At 68.5% G+C, this 18396-nt stretch carries 21 protein-coding genes; 17 read left to right on the top strand and 4 right to left on the bottom strand.

All coding sequences use genetic code 11. The features are described from left to right. Nucleotides 1-4 precede the first annotated feature (4 nt). A complete protein-coding gene (locus tag P5P27_RS16280; protein ID WP_278125015.1) occupies nucleotides 5-1129 on the bottom strand; it encodes a class I SAM-dependent methyltransferase in 1125 nt (374 codons plus the stop codon). Nucleotides 1130-1195: 66 nt separating this feature from the next. Between P5P27_RS16280 and P5P27_RS16275 the strand changes: the two genes are divergently transcribed. Further along, entirely contained in the window at nucleotides 1196-2422 is a 1227-nt protein-coding gene (locus P5P27_RS16275; protein WP_278125013.1) for a multidrug effflux MFS transporter, read from the top strand. Between the two features lie 16 nt (nucleotides 2423-2438). On the opposite strand, the gene P5P27_RS16270 is transcribed toward P5P27_RS16275, so the two are convergent. Continuing rightward, nucleotides 2439-3317: a LysR family transcriptional regulator gene (locus P5P27_RS16270; protein WP_278125012.1), complete on the bottom strand. Its 879-nt coding sequence runs from the start codon at nucleotides 3315-3317 to the stop codon at nucleotides 2439-2441. Nucleotides 3318-3388: 71 nt separating this feature from the next. Here P5P27_RS16270 and P5P27_RS16265 point away from each other — a divergent pair, with 71 nt between their 5' ends. The 5 genes from P5P27_RS16265 (at nucleotide 3389) to P5P27_RS16245 (ending at nucleotide 7552) form a co-directional block, all read left to right on the top strand. Then, complete coding sequence (locus tag P5P27_RS16265; RefSeq protein ID WP_278125010.1) at nucleotides 3389-3763, top strand: nuclear transport factor 2 family protein; 375 nt, start codon at nucleotides 3389-3391, stop codon at nucleotides 3761-3763. Nucleotides 3764-3767: 4 nt separating this feature from the next. Beyond that, nucleotides 3768-4298, top strand: coding sequence for an MOSC domain-containing protein (locus P5P27_RS16260; protein WP_006896211.1), 531 nt, complete (start codon nucleotides 3768-3770; stop codon nucleotides 4296-4298). 109 nt (nucleotides 4299-4407) lie between these two features. Continuing rightward, a complete protein-coding gene (locus P5P27_RS16255) occupies nucleotides 4408-4848 on the top strand; it encodes a VOC family protein (RefSeq protein ID WP_278125006.1) in 441 nt (146 codons plus the stop codon). Nucleotides 4849-4899: 51 nt separating this feature from the next. Next, nucleotides 4900-5871 carry a sigma-70 family RNA polymerase sigma factor gene (locus tag P5P27_RS16250; RefSeq protein ID WP_222111777.1) on the top strand — a complete coding sequence of 324 codons (972 nt, stop codon included), beginning with the start codon at nucleotides 4900-4902 and terminating at the stop codon, nucleotides 5869-5871. Between the two features lie 136 nt (nucleotides 5872-6007). Next, entirely contained in the window at nucleotides 6008-7552 is a 1545-nt protein-coding gene (locus P5P27_RS16245) for an HNH endonuclease signature motif containing protein (protein ID WP_278125003.1), read from the top strand. Nucleotides 7553-7588: 36 nt separating this feature from the next. Here the strand turns inward: P5P27_RS16245 and P5P27_RS16240 are convergent, their stop codons facing one another. Next, nucleotides 7589-8374 (bottom strand): TetR/AcrR family transcriptional regulator, encoded by a 786-nt coding sequence (locus tag P5P27_RS16240; protein WP_278127455.1) that lies wholly within the window; start codon nucleotides 8372-8374, stop codon nucleotides 7589-7591. A gap of 142 nt (nucleotides 8375-8516) precedes the next feature. On the opposite strand from P5P27_RS16240, the gene P5P27_RS16235 reads away from it, so the two are divergent. Genes P5P27_RS16235 through P5P27_RS16215 form a run of 5 tightly spaced genes read left to right on the top strand, consistent with a single transcriptional unit; the run spans nucleotide 8517 to nucleotide 12476 of the window. Continuing rightward, a complete protein-coding gene (locus P5P27_RS16235) occupies nucleotides 8517-9734 on the top strand; it encodes a DUF445 domain-containing protein (RefSeq protein ID WP_346077371.1) in 1218 nt (405 codons plus the stop codon). 60 nt (nucleotides 9735-9794) lie between these two features. Next, nucleotides 9795-10268, top strand: a complete 474-nt coding sequence (locus P5P27_RS16230; protein ID WP_006897350.1) for a helix-turn-helix domain-containing protein — start codon at nucleotides 9795-9797, stop codon at nucleotides 10266-10268. Nucleotides 10269-10277: 9 nt separating this feature from the next. Further along, nucleotides 10278-10604, top strand: a complete 327-nt coding sequence (locus tag P5P27_RS16225) for a DUF2516 family protein (RefSeq protein WP_006897349.1) — start codon at nucleotides 10278-10280, stop codon at nucleotides 10602-10604. A 19-nt stretch (nucleotides 10605-10623) separates the two neighbouring features. Then, nucleotides 10624-11400 (top strand): MerR family transcriptional regulator, encoded by a 777-nt coding sequence (locus P5P27_RS16220; protein ID WP_006897348.1) that lies wholly within the window; start codon nucleotides 10624-10626, stop codon nucleotides 11398-11400. Beyond that, nucleotides 11397-12476: an alpha/beta fold hydrolase gene (locus tag P5P27_RS16215; protein WP_222111006.1), complete on the top strand. Its 1080-nt coding sequence runs from the start codon at nucleotides 11397-11399 to the stop codon at nucleotides 12474-12476. The genes P5P27_RS16220 and P5P27_RS16215 overlap by 4 nt, the downstream gene beginning before the upstream one ends. Here the strand turns inward: P5P27_RS16215 and P5P27_RS16210 are convergent. Continuing rightward, nucleotides 12454-13551 (bottom strand): UDP-N-acetylmuramate dehydrogenase, encoded by a 1098-nt coding sequence (locus P5P27_RS16210; RefSeq protein ID WP_278125000.1) that lies wholly within the window; start codon nucleotides 13549-13551, stop codon nucleotides 12454-12456. The genes P5P27_RS16215 and P5P27_RS16210 overlap by 23 nt on opposite strands. A 24-nt stretch (nucleotides 13552-13575) precedes the next feature. Between P5P27_RS16210 and P5P27_RS16205 the strand changes: the two genes are divergently transcribed. From P5P27_RS16205 to P5P27_RS16180, 6 genes are all read left to right on the top strand, one after another. After that, nucleotides 13576-14064, top strand: a complete 489-nt coding sequence (locus P5P27_RS16205; protein WP_006897345.1) for a DUF2505 domain-containing protein — start codon at nucleotides 13576-13578, stop codon at nucleotides 14062-14064. Between the two features lie 22 nt (nucleotides 14065-14086). Continuing rightward, on the top strand, nucleotides 14087-14599 hold the full coding sequence (locus P5P27_RS16200; RefSeq protein WP_006897344.1) for a DUF2505 domain-containing protein: 513 nt from the start codon (nucleotides 14087-14089) through the stop codon (nucleotides 14597-14599). Beyond that, a complete protein-coding gene (locus P5P27_RS16195) occupies nucleotides 14596-15384 on the top strand; it encodes a class I SAM-dependent methyltransferase (RefSeq protein WP_222111004.1) in 789 nt (262 codons plus the stop codon). Before P5P27_RS16200 ends, P5P27_RS16195 begins: the two co-directional genes overlap by 4 nt. Before the next feature lie 107 nt (nucleotides 15385-15491). Beyond that, the gene (locus tag P5P27_RS16190; protein ID WP_278124996.1) at nucleotides 15492-16376 is read left to right on the top strand and encodes a hypothetical protein; all 885 of its coding nucleotides are present in this window, start codon (nucleotides 15492-15494) and stop codon (nucleotides 16374-16376) included. A gap of 25 nt (nucleotides 16377-16401) precedes the next feature. Next, nucleotides 16402-17226, top strand: a complete 825-nt coding sequence (locus tag P5P27_RS16185; RefSeq protein WP_222111002.1) for a carbon-nitrogen hydrolase family protein — start codon at nucleotides 16402-16404, stop codon at nucleotides 17224-17226. Continuing rightward, the gene (locus P5P27_RS16180; RefSeq protein WP_062366032.1) at nucleotides 17219-18376 is read left to right on the top strand and encodes an LmeA family phospholipid-binding protein; all 1158 of its coding nucleotides are present in this window, start codon (nucleotides 17219-17221) and stop codon (nucleotides 18374-18376) included. Before P5P27_RS16185 ends, P5P27_RS16180 begins: the two co-directional genes overlap by 8 nt. Nucleotides 18377-18396 lie beyond the last annotated feature (20 nt).

Raw genomic sequence — 18396 nt, 5'->3', positions numbered from 1 at the left:
CGGGTCAGCGCGCTACCGACGCGGTGACGGTGAACTTCGGATTCCGCGCGATCTGCCTTGTGGGGCCGACGATCTGCTCGAGTGACCGGCGGTAGCGCAGGTGCGAGTTCCACACGCACCACAGCTCGCCACCGGACCGCAGGGCGCGGGCGGCCTCCGCGAAAAGGTGATGGGCGATACCCGTCGAGAGAGCGGCGTCGCTGTGGAACGGCGGATTCAGCACCACGAATTCCTCGGTCCCGTCCGGGGTCGTCTCCAGACCGTCGGCCTGAACCGCGAGGACGCGGTCGGCGAGGCCGTTCGCTTCGGCCGTCGCTCGTGCGCTCGCCACCGCGGCGGCCGACCGATCGGTCGCGAGAACGGTGAGTCCGGGCCGCGACCGCGCGAGCGCGGCGCCGACCACGCCGTTGCCGCAGGCGAGGTCCACCGCGGTGGCCGCATCGGGTCGTGCGCCGTCGAGTACCGAGAGCAGGAATCGAGTGCCGACGTCCACGCGGGCTCCGGCGAACACGCCGCCGTGGGCCGCGACGGTGAGACCGAGGTCGCCGTCCCGCCGGGTCTGCGGCCACGAACGGGCTCGTTCGTCGGCGAGCCGGGCGCGCGGTCGGCGGGCGAACAGAACTCGCGACTTCTGCCGGGCGTGGCTGACGTCGACGCGATCGAAGAACTCGCCGAGCACGTCGTTCATCGCGACCGACATGTGCTTGATCCGGCCGCCGGCCACCACGGTCACGTCCGCGTCGGCGTGGGCGGCGATCAGCGCAGCCACCTCGGCGAGCCGGTCGAGGCCGCGGGGCAGGCGTACCAGCACCACCCGGGCGCCGGCGACGGCGTCGGCGACAGAGGGCAGACGGCGGATGTCCGCACCCGCACCCATCGCCTCGGCGTTGCGCTGCAGAGCGCGTTCGCCGGTGATCAGGTCCTGATGACTGCGGACGTCGGTCGCCCCCGCGCCGACCGCGCCGAGTGCGAGGGCGCCGTAGGCGTCGTCGATCACCGCCACCGTGCCGTCCGGTGCGGCCGCGAGCAGATCGGCCGCCTCGTCCAGGATCAACCGGTCGGCGGCATCGGCTGCGACGAGACCGGGGCCTTCGACGTCGGGGGCACGTCGCAGCAGGGAGAAGTCCACGCCCGCAGGTTACCGGCCCGCGGCGGCGGATCCGGCATCACCGGCGGTGGCCGGTAGCTTCGACTCATGTCATCGGATACGTCTGACCGGACGTCCCGCCTCGACGGTGCGAGCGCTCCCGGCAGCGGCATCGGTCTGGCGATGCTGCTCAGCCTCGCCCTGCTGTCGGCCATCGCTCCGCTCGCGACGGACATGTATCTGCCCGGACTCCCGCGGGTGGCGGACGATCTTCAGGCGTCGCCGTCGTCGGTTCAGCTCACGCTCACCGCCTTCATGCTCGGGCTGGCGGCGGGGCAATTGCTGGTGGGACCGCTCTCGGACGGACTCGGACGCCGCGGGCCGCTGATCGTCGGTACCGTTCTGCTGGCCGTCGCGGGGCTCGGGTGCGCACTCGCACCGTCGATCATCGTCCTCATCGCCTGCCGCTTCCTGCAAGGAGTCACCGGCGGGATCGGTGTCGTGGTCGCTCGTGCAGTGATCGCGGACCGGACCTCGGGGGACCGCTCGGCGAAACTGTTCAGCGTGATGATGATCATCACCAGCGCGGCGCCGGTGGTCGCGCCGCTGCTCGGCGGAGCGCTGGTGGGGCCGATCGGGTGGCGCGGTGTGTTCTTCGTCCTCGCCGGCCTGGCGGCGGTGATGCTCATGGCCGTCGTCGCCTTCGTCCCCGAGACGCTGCCCGCGCCGCGCAGGCATCCGATCGAGCCGCGGGCGATCGGCTGCGGCATCGGGGCGGTTCTCGGCAACCGCCGTTACCTCGGCTACACGTTGACCTTCGGCATCGGGTTCGGTGCGATGTTCGCGTACATCTCGGCCTCGCCGTTCGTGATCCAAGAGGTGATGGGATTCTCGCCCGGGATGTACTCGGTGCTGTTCGCCGTGAACGCGGTGGGCATCGGTATCGCGGGGTGGACCAACAACCGGCTTCTCGGGCGGTTCCGCCCGCACGCCCTGCTCGCCGCGGGAGTGGCCGTGCTCTCGGCTGTGGGCGTCGCGATGCTGGTCGTCGCACTGGCCGCGCCCGGCGTCCACTGGCTGCTGCTCGTGCTGATGTTCTGCCTCACCTCGAGTTTCGGTTTCACTGCGGGCAACGCGACCGCGTTGGCACTCGGCGAGGTCCGGGAGCGCGCGGGCACCGGCTCCGCGGTCCTCGGGTCCCTTCAGTTCACAGTCGGTGCGATCGTCTCGCCTCTGGTCGGTATCGGTGGGGAGGCCAGCGCGACGCCGATGGCGATCGTCGTGTTCGGCTGCACCGTTCTGGCCGCGGGGTCGTTCGCGACTACGATCCGCTGACCGCCGGGTCCGGAGATCACTGCGCGGGGGTGAGCCGGCGGGCGAGCGCTGCGGTCATGGCCCGGGCTGCCGCGGAGGGGTCCGGTCGGCGGGCCAGCGAGAGCGACGTCCGCCGCGAGCGCGCCACCGGGATCGCTACCACCCCCGGATGGCCGGCGGCCATCGACGCGGTGAGCAGTCCGACGCCGCTGCCGAGTTCGGCGAGCGCCAGCACCGCGGAGGGCGAATGCGCTGCCACGGCCGGAACGATGGGCACCTGCTCGGCTGCGGCGGTCTCGGCGAGGGCCGCCCGGACACCGGTGCCCTCGGGGAGCGAGAGCACGGTGACGTCGGCGAGTTCCGACAGCGGGACACGGTCGTAGTCGGCCCACGGATGACGGTTCGGAACCACGGCCGCCAACGGCTCGCGAATCAGGGTGCGAGGTCCGAGGGCGGCCGGCAGCGGTTCGGCGTGCGCCACCACCGCGACGTCGAGCCGGCCGCGTTCCAGACCGGCGATCAGCCGGTCGGAGTTGTCCTCGGTGACGGTGACCGAGACGTCGGGATGGGCACTCCGGAAGTCGGCGAACCCACGCAGGTAGCCGGGGATGGTGCAGCCGATCACGGTGCCCAGCCGAACGTGCCCGCGGACGAGACCGGTGAGCTCGTCAGCGGTGGTCCGGACCGCCTGGACCGCCCGCGCGACTGCGCGCGCGTGGACCAGGATCTCATCGCCTTCCGCGGTCGGGACGACGGTCCGGCCGGAGCGGTCGAGAAGGCGATGCCCGAGTTCCTTCTCCAGCTTGGCGACCTGGGCGCTGACTCCCGATTGGCTGACCAGCAACTCCTCGGCGGCGGCGGTGAACGAGCCGTGGTCGGCGACCGCGACGAGATATCGCAGCTGGTGCAGCTCCATAATCAGTGATTCTAGTTCGCAGAAGTACCAGCTGTTGGACGTATACCCGTTTGCGGGCGGACAGTGAAGACATGACTGATACATCATCTGCCGTCCCCGCACGCACTCCGCTCCAGATCGCGGAACTCTACGTCGACTGCTGGCGGCGCAAGGACTTCTCCGACCTGCGGCCTCATCTGGCGGATGACTGCGAGTTCGTCGGAGTTCTCGGCACGGCATCCGGACCCGATGAGTTCCTGCAGGGGCTGAACGGCATGGCGGCCGGGACCGACAGCCTCGAGATCCGCAAACGGCTCGCCGACGACACCGACGTCATCACCTGGTTCGATCTCGGCATGGCCGGGGCGCCTCCGACCGCGGTCGTGAACTGGACGCATGTCGAGGCCGGCCTCATCACTCGTGTGAACGTCACCTTCGATCCCCGGGAGATCCTCGCCGTAGGCTGACCGCATGGCCGAAGTCACCGCGATCTGCGTCGTAGCAGCCCTGCATCCCGATCCAGGCAGTGTGGGGACCACGGCCATCGACAAGCGGCCGGTCAGCGGGCCGGTCCGGATCGGCGAATACGGGGCGTTCGCCGATGTGCAGGCCGATCGCAAGCATCACGGCGGCCCGGACAAGGCGCTGTACGTCTATGCGCAGGAGGACGCCGACTACTGGGCGGCCGAGCTCGGCCGGGAGATTCCGCCCGGCTTCTTCGGGGAGAACCTGCGGACGGTCGGAATCGATGTGAACGGTGCGCGGATCGGTGAGCGATGGCGTATCGGCGAGAAGGTGATCGTCGAGGTCACGTCGCCGCGCATCCCCTGTCAGACGTTCGCACGATGGATGGGCGAAGACGGCCGTGGGTGGGTGAAACGATTCGCTCAGGCCCGCCGCGTGGGGCCCTACCTGCGCGTCGTCGAGCGAGGAACGATCACCGCGGGCGATCCGATCGAGGTGCTGACCGTCCCGGACGCCCCCGCGATCCGGGATCTGTGAGCTCTTCGCGGAAATAGATCTCGCGTCGACCGATCAGTTCTGCCGGGCCGGGCTGTCTATCTCTATGACGGCCTCCGAGAGGGACGCCGCAGACTGCAAGGAGACCCCGATGCACAAGATGATCTTCGTGAACTTGCCCGTCGCCGACCTGGACGCGTCCCGGGAGTTCTTCGGGAAGATGGGATACACGTTCGACGACCGCTTCACCGATGAGAACGCCGCCGCGATGGTGCTGGGCGAGACCATCGTCGCGATGCTGCTGCGCCGCGGCTTCTACCAGAGTTTCGTGCCCACCAAGCAGATCATCGACGCCACGACCACCAGCGGCGCGATCCTGTGCCTGAGCGCGGAGAGCCGTGAGGAGGTGGACGGCATCGTGAGCAAGGCCCTCGAAGCCGGTGCGACGGCCGGGGACGTGGAAGACCACGGGTTCATGTACGGAAGCTCGTTCTACGATCTCGACGGCCACGGCTGGGAGATCATGTGGATGGATCCGGCCGCGGTGGAGACCGGACCCGAGGCGTACGCCGCGCAGCAGCAGGCGCAGTGACGACCGGGACATCAGTGGCCGCCCAGGAGCGGCGGAGGAGTTGACGAGGCGATGACCGACGACCGTGACTTCGAAGCGGCCACCGGTGCCCTGCGCGCCGAGCTTCTCGTGCACTGCTATCACATGCTGGGATCGGCCACCGACGCCGAAGATGTGCTGCAGGACGTGTATCTGCGTGCGTGGCAGGCCTTTCACAGCTTCGAAGGACGGTCGTCGGTCCGCACGTGGATGTATCGGATCGCGACCAACACCTGTCTCAACGCCCTGGAGAGCCGGGCGCGGAGGCCTCTGCCGAGCGGGTTGGGCACCGAGGCCTCCGATCCCCGTGAACCGGTGATCCCGAACCATGAGATCCCGTGGCTGCAGCCGCTGCCGGACGGCGCGCTGGGCGATCCCGCGTCGACGGTGACGGCGCGGGAGTCGGTGGGGCTGGCGATGGTCGCCGCCATGCAGGAGCTTCCGGCGCGTCAGCGCGCGGCGTTGATTCTGCGCGACGTGCTCGCGTTCAGTGCGGCCGAGACCGCCGAAGCACTCGACATGACAGTCGCGGCGGCCAACAGCGCGTTGTCGCGCGCACGCAGGGCGGTCGGCGAGGGCACCCGGCTCGAGGGCCGGCGCGTCGCAGAGCTGTCCGACCACGAGCGGCAGGTGTGGGACGAGTTCTGCGCTGCTTTCGAGCGGCACGACATCCCCGGCGTGGTGGACGTGCTCGCCGCCGATGCGGTGTGGGAGATGCCGCCGTTCCCGGGCTGGTATCTCGGCGCCGAGAACATCGGAGTGCTCACCCTCAGCCAGTGCCCGGCCAAGGAAGCCGGCGACATCAGGATGATCAAGACGTCCTGCAACGGGTTGCCGGCGGCCGGGATGTTCATGCGCGACGGCGACGTCTGGCGTCGTTTCCAACTCGATGTCCTGACGATCGTCGACGGTCGGGTGGCGCACGTCGGTGCCTTCTTCGAGCCCGAACTGTTCTCGCTGGCGGGCCTGCCGGAGACGCTGTCGGGCGCCGCTGAGGACCGGTGAGGGTGGGGACTGGCTGAGGCAGATTGGCACATATGATCGATTCCCTAATGTGTTCTGTCATACCCCGTTGGTAGAGTTCTGGTAGGTCAAGAAAACATGGTTTGACCAGCTGAAACACTCGGGGGAGGTGGCAGTGATGAGCGGTCCGATCACCGATTCGATCGCGACTGTCGTTGCCACCGGTGCGCTGCCGGAGCGGCCCGCCGAACTACTCGCACTGATCGATGCCGCGGCGGTCAAACTCGCCGAGACCTCCCTGTCGCCGGAGACCGAACCGGAACTGCTGGCCCACACACAGACTGCCGAACGGATCCGGCGACGCTGGGACGGCATCTCCGCAGCACTCCTGGTGGAAGTCTCCGACCGCAACGCGCACCGCACCGCCGGCTATCTGAATCCGCACCAATACCTCTCACAGGGCTTGCGGCTCGGAACCCGCGAGGCGGGTCGGCGGTCGCGGATGGCTGAGGCGATCGGCGAGTTCTCGAACTTCCAGGGGCAGACGCTGCCTCCGCGGAAGCCGGCGACTGCTGCGTCGGTGGCGGCCGGGACTGTCGGTGCCGAACACGCGTTGGTGATCTCCGCGGTGTTGGCGAAAGTACCGGGCTGTATCTCGCCGGAGGTCAAAGCGCGTGCTGAGGCGGAGTTGGCCGACGCTGCGGCTGGGTTGAATCCGGATGATTTGGGCAAGGTCGGTGAGCGGCTGCTCGCTCACCTGGACCCCGATGGTCAGGAGAGCGATCACGTCGACCGGCAACGCCAGCGCGGAATCACGATCCTCCCGCAGGATCGTCAGTTGATGAGCAGAGTCCGTGGCGCGATGACTCCGGAGTTGCGGGCGAAGTTCGAGGTGATCTTGACCGCCTGGGCCGCACCCGGGATGAACAATCCCGCCGACCCGGATTCGCCCACCGGAACGATTGACGCCGACGGCATCGACGCCGAGGCTTTGGCGGCGGCGCGGGGTCGGGATCTGCGTAGTGCCGCTCAGCGCACGCACGATGCGTTGCTGGCGTTGTGTGATTACGTTCTCGCCCACGGCGGGCTGGGTGCACCGAGTCGGATACCGGCGGAGTTGGTCATCACCGTCACCGATCAGGAACTCGCCGCGCATGCCGGAATCGCGTTGACCGCGACAGGTAGCCGTGTTCCGATCGGTGAACTCGTGCGGCTCGCTGCCGAGGCTGTGCCGCATTTGGCGGTGTTCCGGAATCACACCAGCGAGGTCCTCTACCAGGGCCGCGGGGCTCGGTTTGCGAGTAGAGCGCAGCGGTTGGCGTTGTTCGCCCGCGACCGCGGTTGCACCGCCCCCGGCTGCGACCGCCCCTTCGCGCAAACTCAAGCCCATCACGCACCGGACTGGATCACCCCGGGAGGGCGCACCGACATCGATGCTCTCGGCGCCGCGTGCGGGCGCCACAACCGCGCCGTCGGCACCAACCGCGGCCAATGGGAGACCACCATCCTCACCGACGGACCCGATGCCGGACGCATGGGCTGGCGACCGGCCACCACCGATCAACCTTGGCGCCTGAACCCCGTCCACCACGCCGGGCAGGTACGGCATCTGCACCCACGGGAAGATCAACAAGTTCCCGTTCCGCATCGCCGCGAGCATCCGCCGCCGGAGGCCGCGGCCCAACCCGATCGCGAGTCCCGGCCGGGACACGCGGCGGCCTGAGCCGTGGTCGCGGAGAGCCTCCCGGTCTGCGCCCGGTCACCCGGCGGGCGTCTGCCCTTCGTCCGGAGGGAGCTGTGGGGGATCGGCTGCGAAGCAGGCCGGATCGCCACCCGCGCCCACCACGCCGACGATGCCGCCCCAGACGAGCATCGTCAGTTCCTCGGCCAGATCCTGCGAGGTCCGGTCCGGGACGGCGATCCACTCCTCAACGGCGACGGTGGTGGCCCCGACCATCGCGCGTGCCCAAGTGCGGGCGCCGCGAGTCTGGGCGCCGCGGGCCGCGAATCGCGCCTCGAGCGTCGATTCGAGGGCCCCTGCGAAGATCTTCTCGGCCTCGGCGGCGACCGGACGGCTGCCCGACGGCCGCGCCATCGTGAACCGGTAGACATTGGGATCCGACGACACCGTCTCCACGTACACGCTGATGACGGCCTGAACCAGGCGGTAGTCGCCGATGTCGCCCGACAGCGCGTCGATGAGTCGCGGCATCACGGTCGTCTCCACATACCAGAGCGTGACGGCGGCGGCGAGGTCGTTCTTGTCGGCGAAGTACCGGTAGAGCACGGTCTTCGACACCCCGATGTGGCGGGCGATGTCGTCCATTCCGACCTCCGGGCCGAGAGCCCGGATCGCTTCCACCGTGCCCGCGGTCAGCTCGGCGCGTCGCTCCTGCTTGTGCTTCTCCCAGCGCTGCTTACGGCCGTCGGAGGCGACGGCTTCCACCGCAGGCGTCAGGATGCGTTGTTCGAGCTCGCGCGTCAGCGTCGCCGCCGCGTTGACGGCGGCGCGCGCGGCACTCGTGGGTATCGGAGGGTTCGGCATCACCTGGAAACCCTAGTAGCTCGTACGGAACACTGGACGAGTGTCGTCAACCTTGGACCATCGACAGCGCACCCCGAAGTCTCCGGCGGTGCCCGCGGGACTGACGCAGGCGGACGCGAAACGAGCCCACGACCTGCGGCGGATGAAGATCGTGGCGACCGGCCTGCTGGTCGGCGCCGCGGTGATCTACTTCTGCATGCGCTGGCTCGAACACCGGGACGGAGCGGACGTGGCCGCGTGGGTCGGATTCGTCCGCGCCGCATCCGAGGCCGGAATGGTCGGTGCGTTGGCCGACTGGTTCGCGGTCACCGCGCTGTTCCGTCAGCCGCTCGGACTGCCGATTCCGCACACCGCGCTCATCCCGCGGAAGAAGGACCAGATCGGCGACCAGCTCGGCGGCTTCGTCCAGGAGAACTTCATGACCCGCGAGGTGATCGAGGATCGTGTCGCCTCGCTCGACCTGCCGCGCAGAGTCTCCACGTGGTTCGCCGACCCGGCGAACAAGCCGCGGGTGAACGACGAGGTCTCGAGGATCTTCAAGCTCTGCTCGGAGATGCTGCGCGACGAGGACGTCGAACGCCTCATACAGGCCGCCCTCAAATGGGCGGCGGAACCGCTGTGGGCACCGCCCGCCGGGCGCATCCTCGAGCAGCTCGTCGCCGAGAACCGTCTCGAACCGGTGATCCAACTCGCCTGCGACCGCGCGCACGAGTGGGCGCTGGGCAGTCAGCCGCTCATCGACCGCGTGGTGGACCGCGACGGTCCGGCGTGGGCACCGCGCTTCGTGACCCATCTCGTCGGCGACCGGATCTACCGCGAACTGACCGAGTTCACCTACAAGGTCCGCGCCGATCCGCAGCATGAGCTGCGGATCGCCATGCACGATTTCGTCGAGGACTTCGCCCGGGAACTGCAGGAGGACGAGGCGACGATCGCCAAGTTCGAGAACCTCAAAGAGGAACTCCTCGGACGAGACGAGGTGACCGGAGCGGCGTCGACCGCGTGGCAGGCGGGCAAGGCGGTCATCGAGCAGATGCTCGACGACCCGGAGTCGACGCTGCGTACCTCGCTCTCCGACGCGGTGGTGCAGTTGGCGGAACGGATCCGCGACGACGAACCGCTGCAGGCCAAGCTCAACGGCTGGGCGGTGCGGGCGGCCCGTCACGTGGCCGACAACTACTCGGCGGAGATCATCTCGGTGATCACCGAGACGGTCCGGGGATGGGATGCCGCGGAGACCAGTCGCAAGATCGAACTGCAGGTCGGGCGTGATCTGCAATTCATCCGCATCAACGGCACGGTGGTCGGATCGCTGGCCGGCCTGGCCATTTACACGGTCTCGGTTCTGCTGTTCCCCTGACGCGCTTGCACTTGTTAGCGCCCGGTGCGGATAATGGAATCCGGGAGGCACGAGTTTCGTATGACATCCGAGCATGATCACCAGGACGGCCAGTCCGAGACGGGAACCGTCGAGGCCATGGCCACCGCTGCGCAGGACATCGGCGAGTTCATCCGCAGTCAGCGGCTGTCCGCCAAGGTCTCACTCCGGCAGCTGGCCGAGCGAGCGGGCGTCAGCAACCCGTACCTCTCTCAGATCGAGCGCGGGCTGCGTAAGCCGTCGGCCGACGTGCTCTCGCAGATCGCCAAGGGACTCCGCGTCTCCGCGGAAGTGCTCTACGTGCGCGCCGGAATCCTGGAGGCGCGGCCGGCGAGCCCGGTGCGCGACGCACTGCTCGCCGACAGTTCCATCAGCGAGCGGCAGAAGCAGATGCTGCTGGAGATCTACGATTCGTTCCGCCGAGAGAACGGAGCGAGCGAGCAGTCGGACGGAGCGTCCGCGGCCGGCACGGTCGACGTCCTCCGGGCCGATTCGGCCGAGCCGGCGCGTGATTAAGGTGGAGTCGTGAGCGCAGCGAGTTTCGTCATCTACGCCCAGCAGTACATCCTGCTGGCCATCACCGTCATCGCGGGCGTCACCGCGGCCGTGGCCCTGGTGCACGCCGCGATCACGCGACCCGATGCCTTCACCGCCGTCGATGCGCAGACGAAGACCTTCTGGGTGGCCGTCCTCGCGGTGTCGACGCTGCTGATCTGGCTGGTGCAGGCATCGCTCGGCTTCGGACTGATGTTCTTCCTCGCCGCGATCACCGCGGTCCTCGTCTACGTCGTCGACGTCCGGGTTCGGACCGACGAGATCCTGGGCCGCTCGTGGTTCCGGAAGAACGCGTAGGGACGCGGGGACCCCACCGGTGAGCGAATACCGCATCAACGACCTCGCGCAGGTCTCCGGAGTCAGCGTCCGGAACATCCGCGTCTATCAGGACCGGGGACTGCTCCCGCCGCCGACGATCCGTGGGCGCACCGGCTGGTACTCCGACGAGCACCTCGTCCGGCTCAACCTGATCTCACGCATGCTGGAACGCGGCTACACGTTCGCGACGATCAGCGAACTCCTGCATGCCGCGCATTACGGAATGAAGGTGGAGCACGTGCTGCGCGCGGCTCCGAAGGGCGGAAGGTTCCGCAACATCAAGCGGGCCGCCACCATCACCTTCACCGAATTGAAGAAGACGCTGGGCGCCGACGAGCGGTCGATCAATCTCAGTCAGAAGCTGGGACTGCTCACGAAGGACGGCGCCCACTACGCAATCCGCAATCCGGAGCTGCTCGAAGGCGCCGAAGTGCTGGTGAAGGGCGGCATCGACATCGATGACCTGCTCGATCGATGGATGCGAGTCGAGTCGGATCTGACCGATGTCGCTCGGAGCTTCGTATCCATCATCACCGACAAGTACTTCGACGAGAATCTGCCGAACCTCGGCGAGGAGAAGCTGGCGAAGATGGCCGAGCTGATCCAGACCGTTCGGCCGATGGCCCACGAGATCGTCGAGACCACCTTCAGCCGGGCTCTCGATAAGGAGATCTCGCGGGCGATCGGCGAGGCCAGTACCTATTTCGATGCGACGCAGCAGCAGTCTGCGCAGAGCAGCCGGGCGACCGGCGGCCAGACGGAGGTCGACGAATGACGACGAAGAATACATGGACGCGAGCGCGCCGTTGGGCGACGATCGGCGCGGTGGGCGCCGCTGGAGTGGCGGCTGCCGAACTGGCGGTCGCCGGCGGATTCATGGTCCGCGAGGTGTTCAAGTACCCCGATCCCGTTCAGGACGGCCCCGACCCGATGCTCGCTCCGCCGACGCACCCCATGCGGTCGTCGGTGGTCGGCACCCCGGACGGCACGCTGCTGCACGTGGTGGCCTCCGGTGACGTCGAGGACGCCGACGAGATCGTCGTGCTGATTCACGGCTGGACCTGCAACACCGGATTCTGGAACGCACAGTTCAACCACTTCGGCAGCGGCCGCCCGATGGTGGCCTACGACCAGCGCGGCCACGGCCTCTCGGAGATGGGAACGGCCGCGGCGACCATCGAGATGCTGGGTCAGGACCTGCAGGCGGTCCTCGAAGCGATGATCCCCGAGGGCAAGCGCGCGGTGCTGGTGGGACACAGCATGGGCGGCATGACGATCATGTCGTGGGCCAAGCAGTTCGGTGCGGGCATGGAGGACCGGGTCTCGGCCATCGTCCTGTGTTCCACGGCTGCACGCGGAGTGGTGCAGCGACAGCATCTGATCCCCGAGGACATGCCGGCCGTGGCCGGTCCGGGCAAGCGAGTGCTGGAGCGGACCTTCACCTCCTCGCGGCTGCCCCTGCCGAGCAACTCGTTGACCGAGAAGTTCTCCCACTATGTGACGACCGGTCCCGTCGCCCGCCAGGCCCACGTCGACTTCACCGACGAGATGATCGCTTCCTGCTCGCCGAAGGCGCGCGGTGCGTGGGGCTCGGCGATGTACTCGCTCGACGTGCTGTCCGGACTCGACAAGGTGACGGTCCCGACGGCGGTGGTCGTCGGCAGCGCCGACCTCCTGACGCCGGTGGAACACGCCCAGGAGATGGCCAAGGTGCTGAGCCGTCGCGGTTTCCTGTACTCGTACAACGTGTACGAGGGTGCGGGACACATGGTTCCCTACGAGCGGTCCGCTGAGTTCGACGCACTGCTCGACGATCTGCTCTCCGGAGTCAGCGCGGCAACCGGCAGTTGACGAAGACGGGTTCGGGGTGCAGTTCGACGCCGAAGACGTCCCGCACCCCGTCCCGCACCCGCCCGGCGAGTTCGAGTAGGTCCGCCGTGTCGGCGCCGCCGCGGTTGGTCAGCGCCAGCGTGTGCTTGGTCGACAGCCGGACGGGCGCTCCGTCGCCCGGGAAGCCCTTGGTGAAACCGGCGCGTTCGATCAGCCACCCCGCCGACAGCTTCACACCGGCGTCCGCCGGATAGCGGGGGACCGCGACGTCGGCGCCGACGTGCGCCGCGATGCGCTCGAGAATCGCCTCCACACGCTCTTCGGGAACGATCGGGTTGGTGAAGAACGATCCCGCGCTCCAGGTGTCGTGATCGGCGGGGTCGAGCACCATGCCCTTCGCGGCGCGGAGCCCGAGCACCCGGTCGCGCACGTCGCGGGCGCCGGCGGTGCCGCCCTCGTCCACGCCGAGCGTGCGGGCCAGTTCGCGGTACCGGATCGGCGCCGATACGCCGCCCGGATTGAGCCAGAACGAGACGGCCAGCACCACCTGATCGTGGCGGCCCTTCAAGTCGCTCGTCCGGTAGGCCAGGCCCAGTGTGTCGGGCGCGGCCCAGCGGATGTCTCCGGTGGCGCGGTCGAGCAATCGCACGCTCCGCAGAACGTCGGCGACCTCGACGCCGTAAGCGCCGACGTTCTGAACCGGTGTGGTGCCTGCGGCGCCGGGGATGCCCGAGAGGCACTCCAACCCGCCGAAGCCCGCGGTGACGGTGTCGGCGACCAGGGCGTCCCAATCGGTTCCGGCCTCAGCCGTCACGTACGGCCGTCCGTCCTCGTCTCCGTACTCGATTCCGGCGCTCGCGATGACGACCGCGGTGCCCTCGAAACCGTCGTCGCCGATCACGAGGTTGGAGCCGCCACCGATCAGCAGCACCGGCTCGCGCCGGGCGTCGAGACCGGCGACCGTCGCGACCAGTGAGTCGGTCGTCTCGCACCGGACGACGGCGCGTGCGGGTCCACCCAGCCGCAGGGTGGTGAAGTCGGCCAAGAGGACGCTCGAGGCGTCGCGCACACGGGTGGTCTGCTGTGGGTCGGTCACGTCAGTAACGGTAACCTGGCTGCCATGTCGAGCAAGTTCGAGCATTCGGTCAGCTATCCGTTCTCCGTGTCCGCACTGTGGTCGCTGATCAGCACCGAACAGTACTGGCGGGACCTGGTGCAGGCGACCAACGCCGGGCACGGCTCGATCGAGTCGTTCGCACTCGACGGCGATCAGGTGACGGTGGTGAGCAAGCAGGGCGTCGGTGCGGAGAACCTGCCGTCCGTCGTGACCGCAGTCCGGCCCGGCGACCTGGAGATCCCGCGGACCAGCGTGTTCCGGCTGGCCGGAGAGCAGATCACCGGCTCGATGGAGGCGGCGGTCTCCGGTGCTCCGGCGAAGATCCACGGTGACATCGTCATCAGCGGGGACCCGGCGGTCGCGCGGTATTCCGGACAGGCCGATGTCTCGATCCCGTTCGTCGGCGGCAAGATCGAGAAGGCGATCATCGAGCAGGTCGGACTGCTGCTCGACGCCGAACGTGACGCATCCGTCGAATTTCGGCAGGGTTGAATCTGACGTTACGCTGTCCCACATGGCACGACGGCTCAGCTACTCAGCTCGGTACCCGCACTCGGCCGAGAAGATCTACCAGGCACTGTCGCAGAAGAAGTACTGGGAAGATCTCATGGTCGAGTTCCGCGAGCTGACCCCGATCTCGAACGTCGAGGAGTTCGAGACCGGTGACGACGGGATCCGCGTGGTCCTGCAGCAGACCATCACGCGGGACATGCTGCCGCCCATCGCCCAGACCGTCATGCTCAAGGACATGATGATCACGCGCACGGAGAACTACGGCGTGTTCGATCCGGTGAACACCGACGGCAGCTACAGCGCGTCCATCCCGGCCGGTCCGGGTTCGCTCACCGGGCGTCAGGAACTGTTCCCGACCGACACCGGGTGCACCATCCGCAAGACGACCGAGGTGAAGGTGTACATCCCGTTCGTCAACGCCAAGCTCGAACAGCTGATGCTGGTGAATCTGGTGGACCTGTTCCGCGGCGAAGCCGAGTTCACGTCGACCTGGGTCGAGGACAACCTCGCGTGAGAGGCGCCGGCCTCGCGGCCGGACGGCCCAGCGGGCGCATCACCCGCGGTACCACGAACATCAATCGGCTCCGTCGCGTCGACCGCGCGATGGCCGCCGACCCCCGTGTCCGTGCCGCCTGCGACGTTCCGCGGCCGCTGGCCGTCGACCTCGGATACGGCGGCCGCCCCGACACCGCGGTGGAGATGGCGATCCGGCTGCGCCGGGTGATACCCGACCTGGACCTCGTCGGCCTGGAGATCGACCCCGCCCGGATCGTGGAACCGCGTCACGGGGTGCGCTTCGCGCTCGGCGGCTTCGAACTCGCGGGTCTGCGGCCGCATCTGGTTCGGGCGTTCAACGTGCTCAGGCAGTACGGCGAGGACGAGGTGCATGCGGCGTGGGCGCAGATGCGGAGCGCGCTGGCCCCGGGCGGCCTGATCGTGGAGGGCACCTGCGACGAGATCGGCCGCCGATGCTGCTGGATCCTCCTCGACCGCGACGGACCGATCGAACTGACTCTCGCGTGGTCGCCCGCACACACCCGTCGCCCGTCGGAGCTGGCCGAACGGCTGCCGAAGGCGCTGATCCACCGCAACGTGGACGGTGAGGCGATCCATCGGCTCCTGGAGACCGCCGATCAGTGCTGGGACCGGGCGGCCGGGCGCGAGGTCTTCGGCCCGCGCGACCGCTGGCGGTACGCGCGTGACATGCTCCGGGACTCGGGGGTCGACGTCCGCGTGCCTCGCGGCCGTCGCGTGGACAACCTGCTGACCGTGCCGTGGGGCGTCGTCGCTCCCGCTTGACCTGACGAGTTCCGCACGCGGCGGAAGCCCCGAGGCCACGCACTGCGACTGTCGTCCGTTCGGTCGGGTTTCCCGAAGATGTCGGAGTTCGCCGATACGCTTCCGGCATGTCCACAGATGGCCGGCCGGATGACCCCGCACGGAATGACCCCGCACGGAATGACACCGCACGGAATGACCCCGCACAGACTGCGCCCGACGTCGATCACTACGCCGAGACGATGTCGCGGCCGGTGCCCGACCCTCCGTCGGTGCCGCCGCTGCGGGAGCCGACCAGAACCTACGACACCCCCGGTCTCGAGGACCCGTACCGCTCGGGTCCGCACTACGCCGGCCCCGCATCCTCGGGACCGCTCTACGCTCCGACGCAGTATCCGAGCGGCCCGTATCCGCCGCCCGGCTACGGACCGGCACCGGCCGGCGGGGCGGGCCGTGCGGTCCTTCTCGGTCTGGCGATCGCCTGCGTGATAGGTCTGGCGGTGGCCGCCGTCGTCGTCTGGATGAAGGTCGTGAACGCCCCCGATGAGAAGACCGCGGACCCGGCCCCGACGGTCGTCACGCAGGCACCTCCCACGCACACCGTGACATCGGTGGTGGCCGATCCGGAGACCGATGCCGCCGGGCGCCTGCGCGATCAGGCGACGGCCGACGCCGCCGATTTCCGAGGTGCCCTCGCCGATCGCTGGGCTGCGCAGATCAGTGCGAAGCGCCCGGGCCTGTACGCCGACGGCCGTACTTGGGACAACCAGGCCATCCTGGCGGAGTTCGAGTCGTCTCGGTCCCGGTACCCGCAGGTGCGGCTGCTCGACTCGAGTGAGTGGCCGGTGTTCTCCGAAAGCGGCTGGTGGGTGACGGTGTCGGCCCAGGGCTTCGCGAGCGCGGACGACGCACTGGCCTGGTGCCGCGGAAACGGGCTCGACAAGGACCACTGCTTCGCCAAGCTCATCAGCAGCAGCCGCGGGCCGGAGGGATCTACGCTTTATCAGAAGTGATGTTCTCGTGCCCGAGGGAGACTGCATGCGACTGGCGATGGCCCAGATGAGTTCCACCGACAGCCCGGACACCAATCTGGAGATCGTGCTCGACGGCGTGCGGGACGCCTCCGCGTCCGGAGCCGACCTGGTGGTGTTTCCAGAAGCGGCCATGTGCCGGTTCGGAGTCTCCCTCCGCGATGTGGCGCAGCCACTCGACGGCCCGTGGGCATCGGCGGTCGCGGCCGCCGCGGACGCTCACGGAGTCGCGGTGGCGGCGGGGATGTTCACGCCCGCGCCCGACGGCCGGATCTGCAACACGGTCCTGGTGGCACGACCCGGACGCGCACCCCTCGCTTACGACAAGATCCACCTGTACGACGCCTTCGGCTTCGCCGAGTCGCGGACCGTGGCGCCGGGACACCGGCCGCTCGTCTTCGACGTCGGTGACTGCACGGTCGGCGTCGCCACCTGCTACGACATCCGGTTTCCCGCGCTGTTCACCGAACTCGCCCGACGCGGAGCACAGATGATCGTGGTCCCCACGTCGTGGGGTTCGGGACCCGGCAAACTCGAGCAGTGGGAGATCCTGACTCGCGCTCGGGCGCTGGACTCCACCGCCTACGTCGCGGGCGTCGGTCAGGCCGAACCCTCCGACCCCGCCATCAGAGACTCCTTGGCTCCCACCGGGATAGGTCATAGCCGACTCTCAGATCCATTCGGTAGCGTGATCGCCGACTATGACTCCGCGGTGCAGATGGGTGTCCATGACATCGATCTCGCCCTGACAGACAAGGCGCGCAGCGCGTTGGCCGTGCTGGCCAATGCCCGTGACATTCCCCGCCTGGATCGGACGAACCCGCATGACTGACTCTCCGCGCTCGTCGCATTCCTCCGACGACGAAGCCTCCGACGAGGCCGCCGTCGGCGAATCCGAGACCCGGGAGCACGTCGCTCCGGAGTCGGATGCGGCGAGGGAGCCCGCCCGCGCCGCGGGGTCCGACGAGTCCACAGGGGCCGAGGAGCCCGCGGCGACGGGCAAGCACAGCGTCTCGGACACCGACGGCGCTCTTCCCGACGACACCCCGACCGGGGAGGTCATCACCGGGCCGATCCGCTACACCTCGGACCCGGCCACGCACGCCTACTCGGAGTCCGGCAAGCCGCCGACCAAGCAGATGGACGCACTCGACTCGGGGGCGTTCACTCCGGTCGCGGCAGCTCCGCCGCCACCGCCGCCGCCGTCGTCCGGTGCGCCGGTGATGTCGTCGCCGTCGGCCAAGCGCGGACGCGGCCGGACGATCGGCCTCATCGTGGCCGCCGTGGTACTGCTCGTGGTGATCGCCGGCGTCGGATCCGAACTGTACGTCCGGCACAAGGTCACCAGCTGTCTGCAGACCTCCTTCGAGAACCTGACCGGAACCGGAACCGACGTCTCGGTGTCTCGGCGACCGATGCTCATGTCGGTGGTCGACGGCGACGTCCCGTGGGTCCAGGTAGACACCACCGGTGGCGGCGACTCCACCATGCAACTGCACGCCCGGGCCGAGGGGATCAGCACCGACGGCGGCACCGTGCAGTCACTGCAGGGCAACGGGTTCCTTCCCTACGAGCGCATTCAGACGATGAGCCAGGAGGGCCAGAACGGCAGCCCGACCATCGAGTCCATCAGCGCCGATCCGTCTGCGGGGACCATCAAGATCTCCACGACGGTCAACATCACGATCATCCCGATCCCCGCCACCGTGACGCTCAAGCCGGTGGTGAAGGACGGTGCGGTCTCGTTCGAGGTGAAGGACGCGACGGCGCTGATGTTCGGTCTCCCGTCCGACTTCGCTCAGCCGATCGTCGATCAGGTCACCGCGGCGATGTTCGGTCCGCTGTTCAAGCAGATCCACGTCACCAAGCTCGACGTCGGCAAGTCGGGCATCGACTTCGCCTTCGCCGGCGACGATGTGAACCTGAAGTCGGCCGCGGAGTCGACCAACGCGTCCAGCGGTTCCGGAGGCTGCGCGGTCTAGCCGTGCCGCTCGGCAGCCGT

The organism is Gordonia sihwensis (assembly GCF_029632925.1).
In the GTDB taxonomy this organism is placed as follows: Bacteria; Actinomycetota; Actinomycetes; order Mycobacteriales; family Mycobacteriaceae; genus Gordonia; species Gordonia sihwensis.
Note: the sequence above shows the minus strand (reverse complement) of the source record. Positions and strands in the feature narration are given on the sequence as shown.

Excerpts from the sequence above, each read along its gene's own strand:
- P5P27_RS16275 (WP_278125013.1), top strand. The coding sequence starts at position 1,196 with ATGTCATCGGATACGTCTGACCGGACGTCCCGCCTCGACGGTGCGAGC.
- P5P27_RS16270 (WP_278125012.1), bottom strand. The coding sequence starts at position 3,317 with ATGGAGCTGCACCAGCTGCGATATCTCGTCGCGGTCGCCGACCACGGC.
- P5P27_RS16265 (WP_278125010.1), top strand. The coding sequence starts at position 3,389 with ATGACTGATACATCATCTGCCGTCCCCGCACGCACTCCGCTCCAGATC.
- P5P27_RS16260 (WP_006896211.1), top strand. The coding sequence starts at position 3,768 with ATGGCCGAAGTCACCGCGATCTGCGTCGTAGCAGCCCTGCATCCCGAT.
- P5P27_RS16255 (WP_278125006.1), top strand. The coding sequence starts at position 4,408 with ATGCACAAGATGATCTTCGTGAACTTGCCCGTCGCCGACCTGGACGCG.
- P5P27_RS16250 (WP_222111777.1), top strand. The coding sequence starts at position 4,900 with ATGACCGACGACCGTGACTTCGAAGCGGCCACCGGTGCCCTGCGCGCC.
- P5P27_RS16245 (WP_278125003.1), top strand. The coding sequence starts at position 6,008 with ATGAGCGGTCCGATCACCGATTCGATCGCGACTGTCGTTGCCACCGGT.
- P5P27_RS16240 (WP_278127455.1), bottom strand. The coding sequence starts at position 8,374 with ATGCCGAACCCTCCGATACCCACGAGTGCCGCGCGCGCCGCCGTCAAC.
- P5P27_RS16235 (WP_346077371.1), top strand. The coding sequence starts at position 8,517 with ATGAAGATCGTGGCGACCGGCCTGCTGGTCGGCGCCGCGGTGATCTAC.
- P5P27_RS16230 (WP_006897350.1), top strand. The coding sequence starts at position 9,795 with ATGACATCCGAGCATGATCACCAGGACGGCCAGTCCGAGACGGGAACC.
- P5P27_RS16215 (WP_222111006.1), top strand. The coding sequence starts at position 11,397 with ATGACGACGAAGAATACATGGACGCGAGCGCGCCGTTGGGCGACGATC.
- P5P27_RS16205 (WP_006897345.1), top strand. The coding sequence starts at position 13,576 with ATGTCGAGCAAGTTCGAGCATTCGGTCAGCTATCCGTTCTCCGTGTCC.
- P5P27_RS16200 (WP_006897344.1), top strand. The coding sequence starts at position 14,087 with ATGGCACGACGGCTCAGCTACTCAGCTCGGTACCCGCACTCGGCCGAG.
- P5P27_RS16190 (WP_278124996.1), top strand. The coding sequence starts at position 15,492 with ATGTCCACAGATGGCCGGCCGGATGACCCCGCACGGAATGACCCCGCA.
- P5P27_RS16185 (WP_222111002.1), top strand. The coding sequence starts at position 16,402 with ATGCGACTGGCGATGGCCCAGATGAGTTCCACCGACAGCCCGGACACC.
- P5P27_RS16180 (WP_062366032.1), top strand. The coding sequence starts at position 17,219 with ATGACTGACTCTCCGCGCTCGTCGCATTCCTCCGACGACGAAGCCTCC.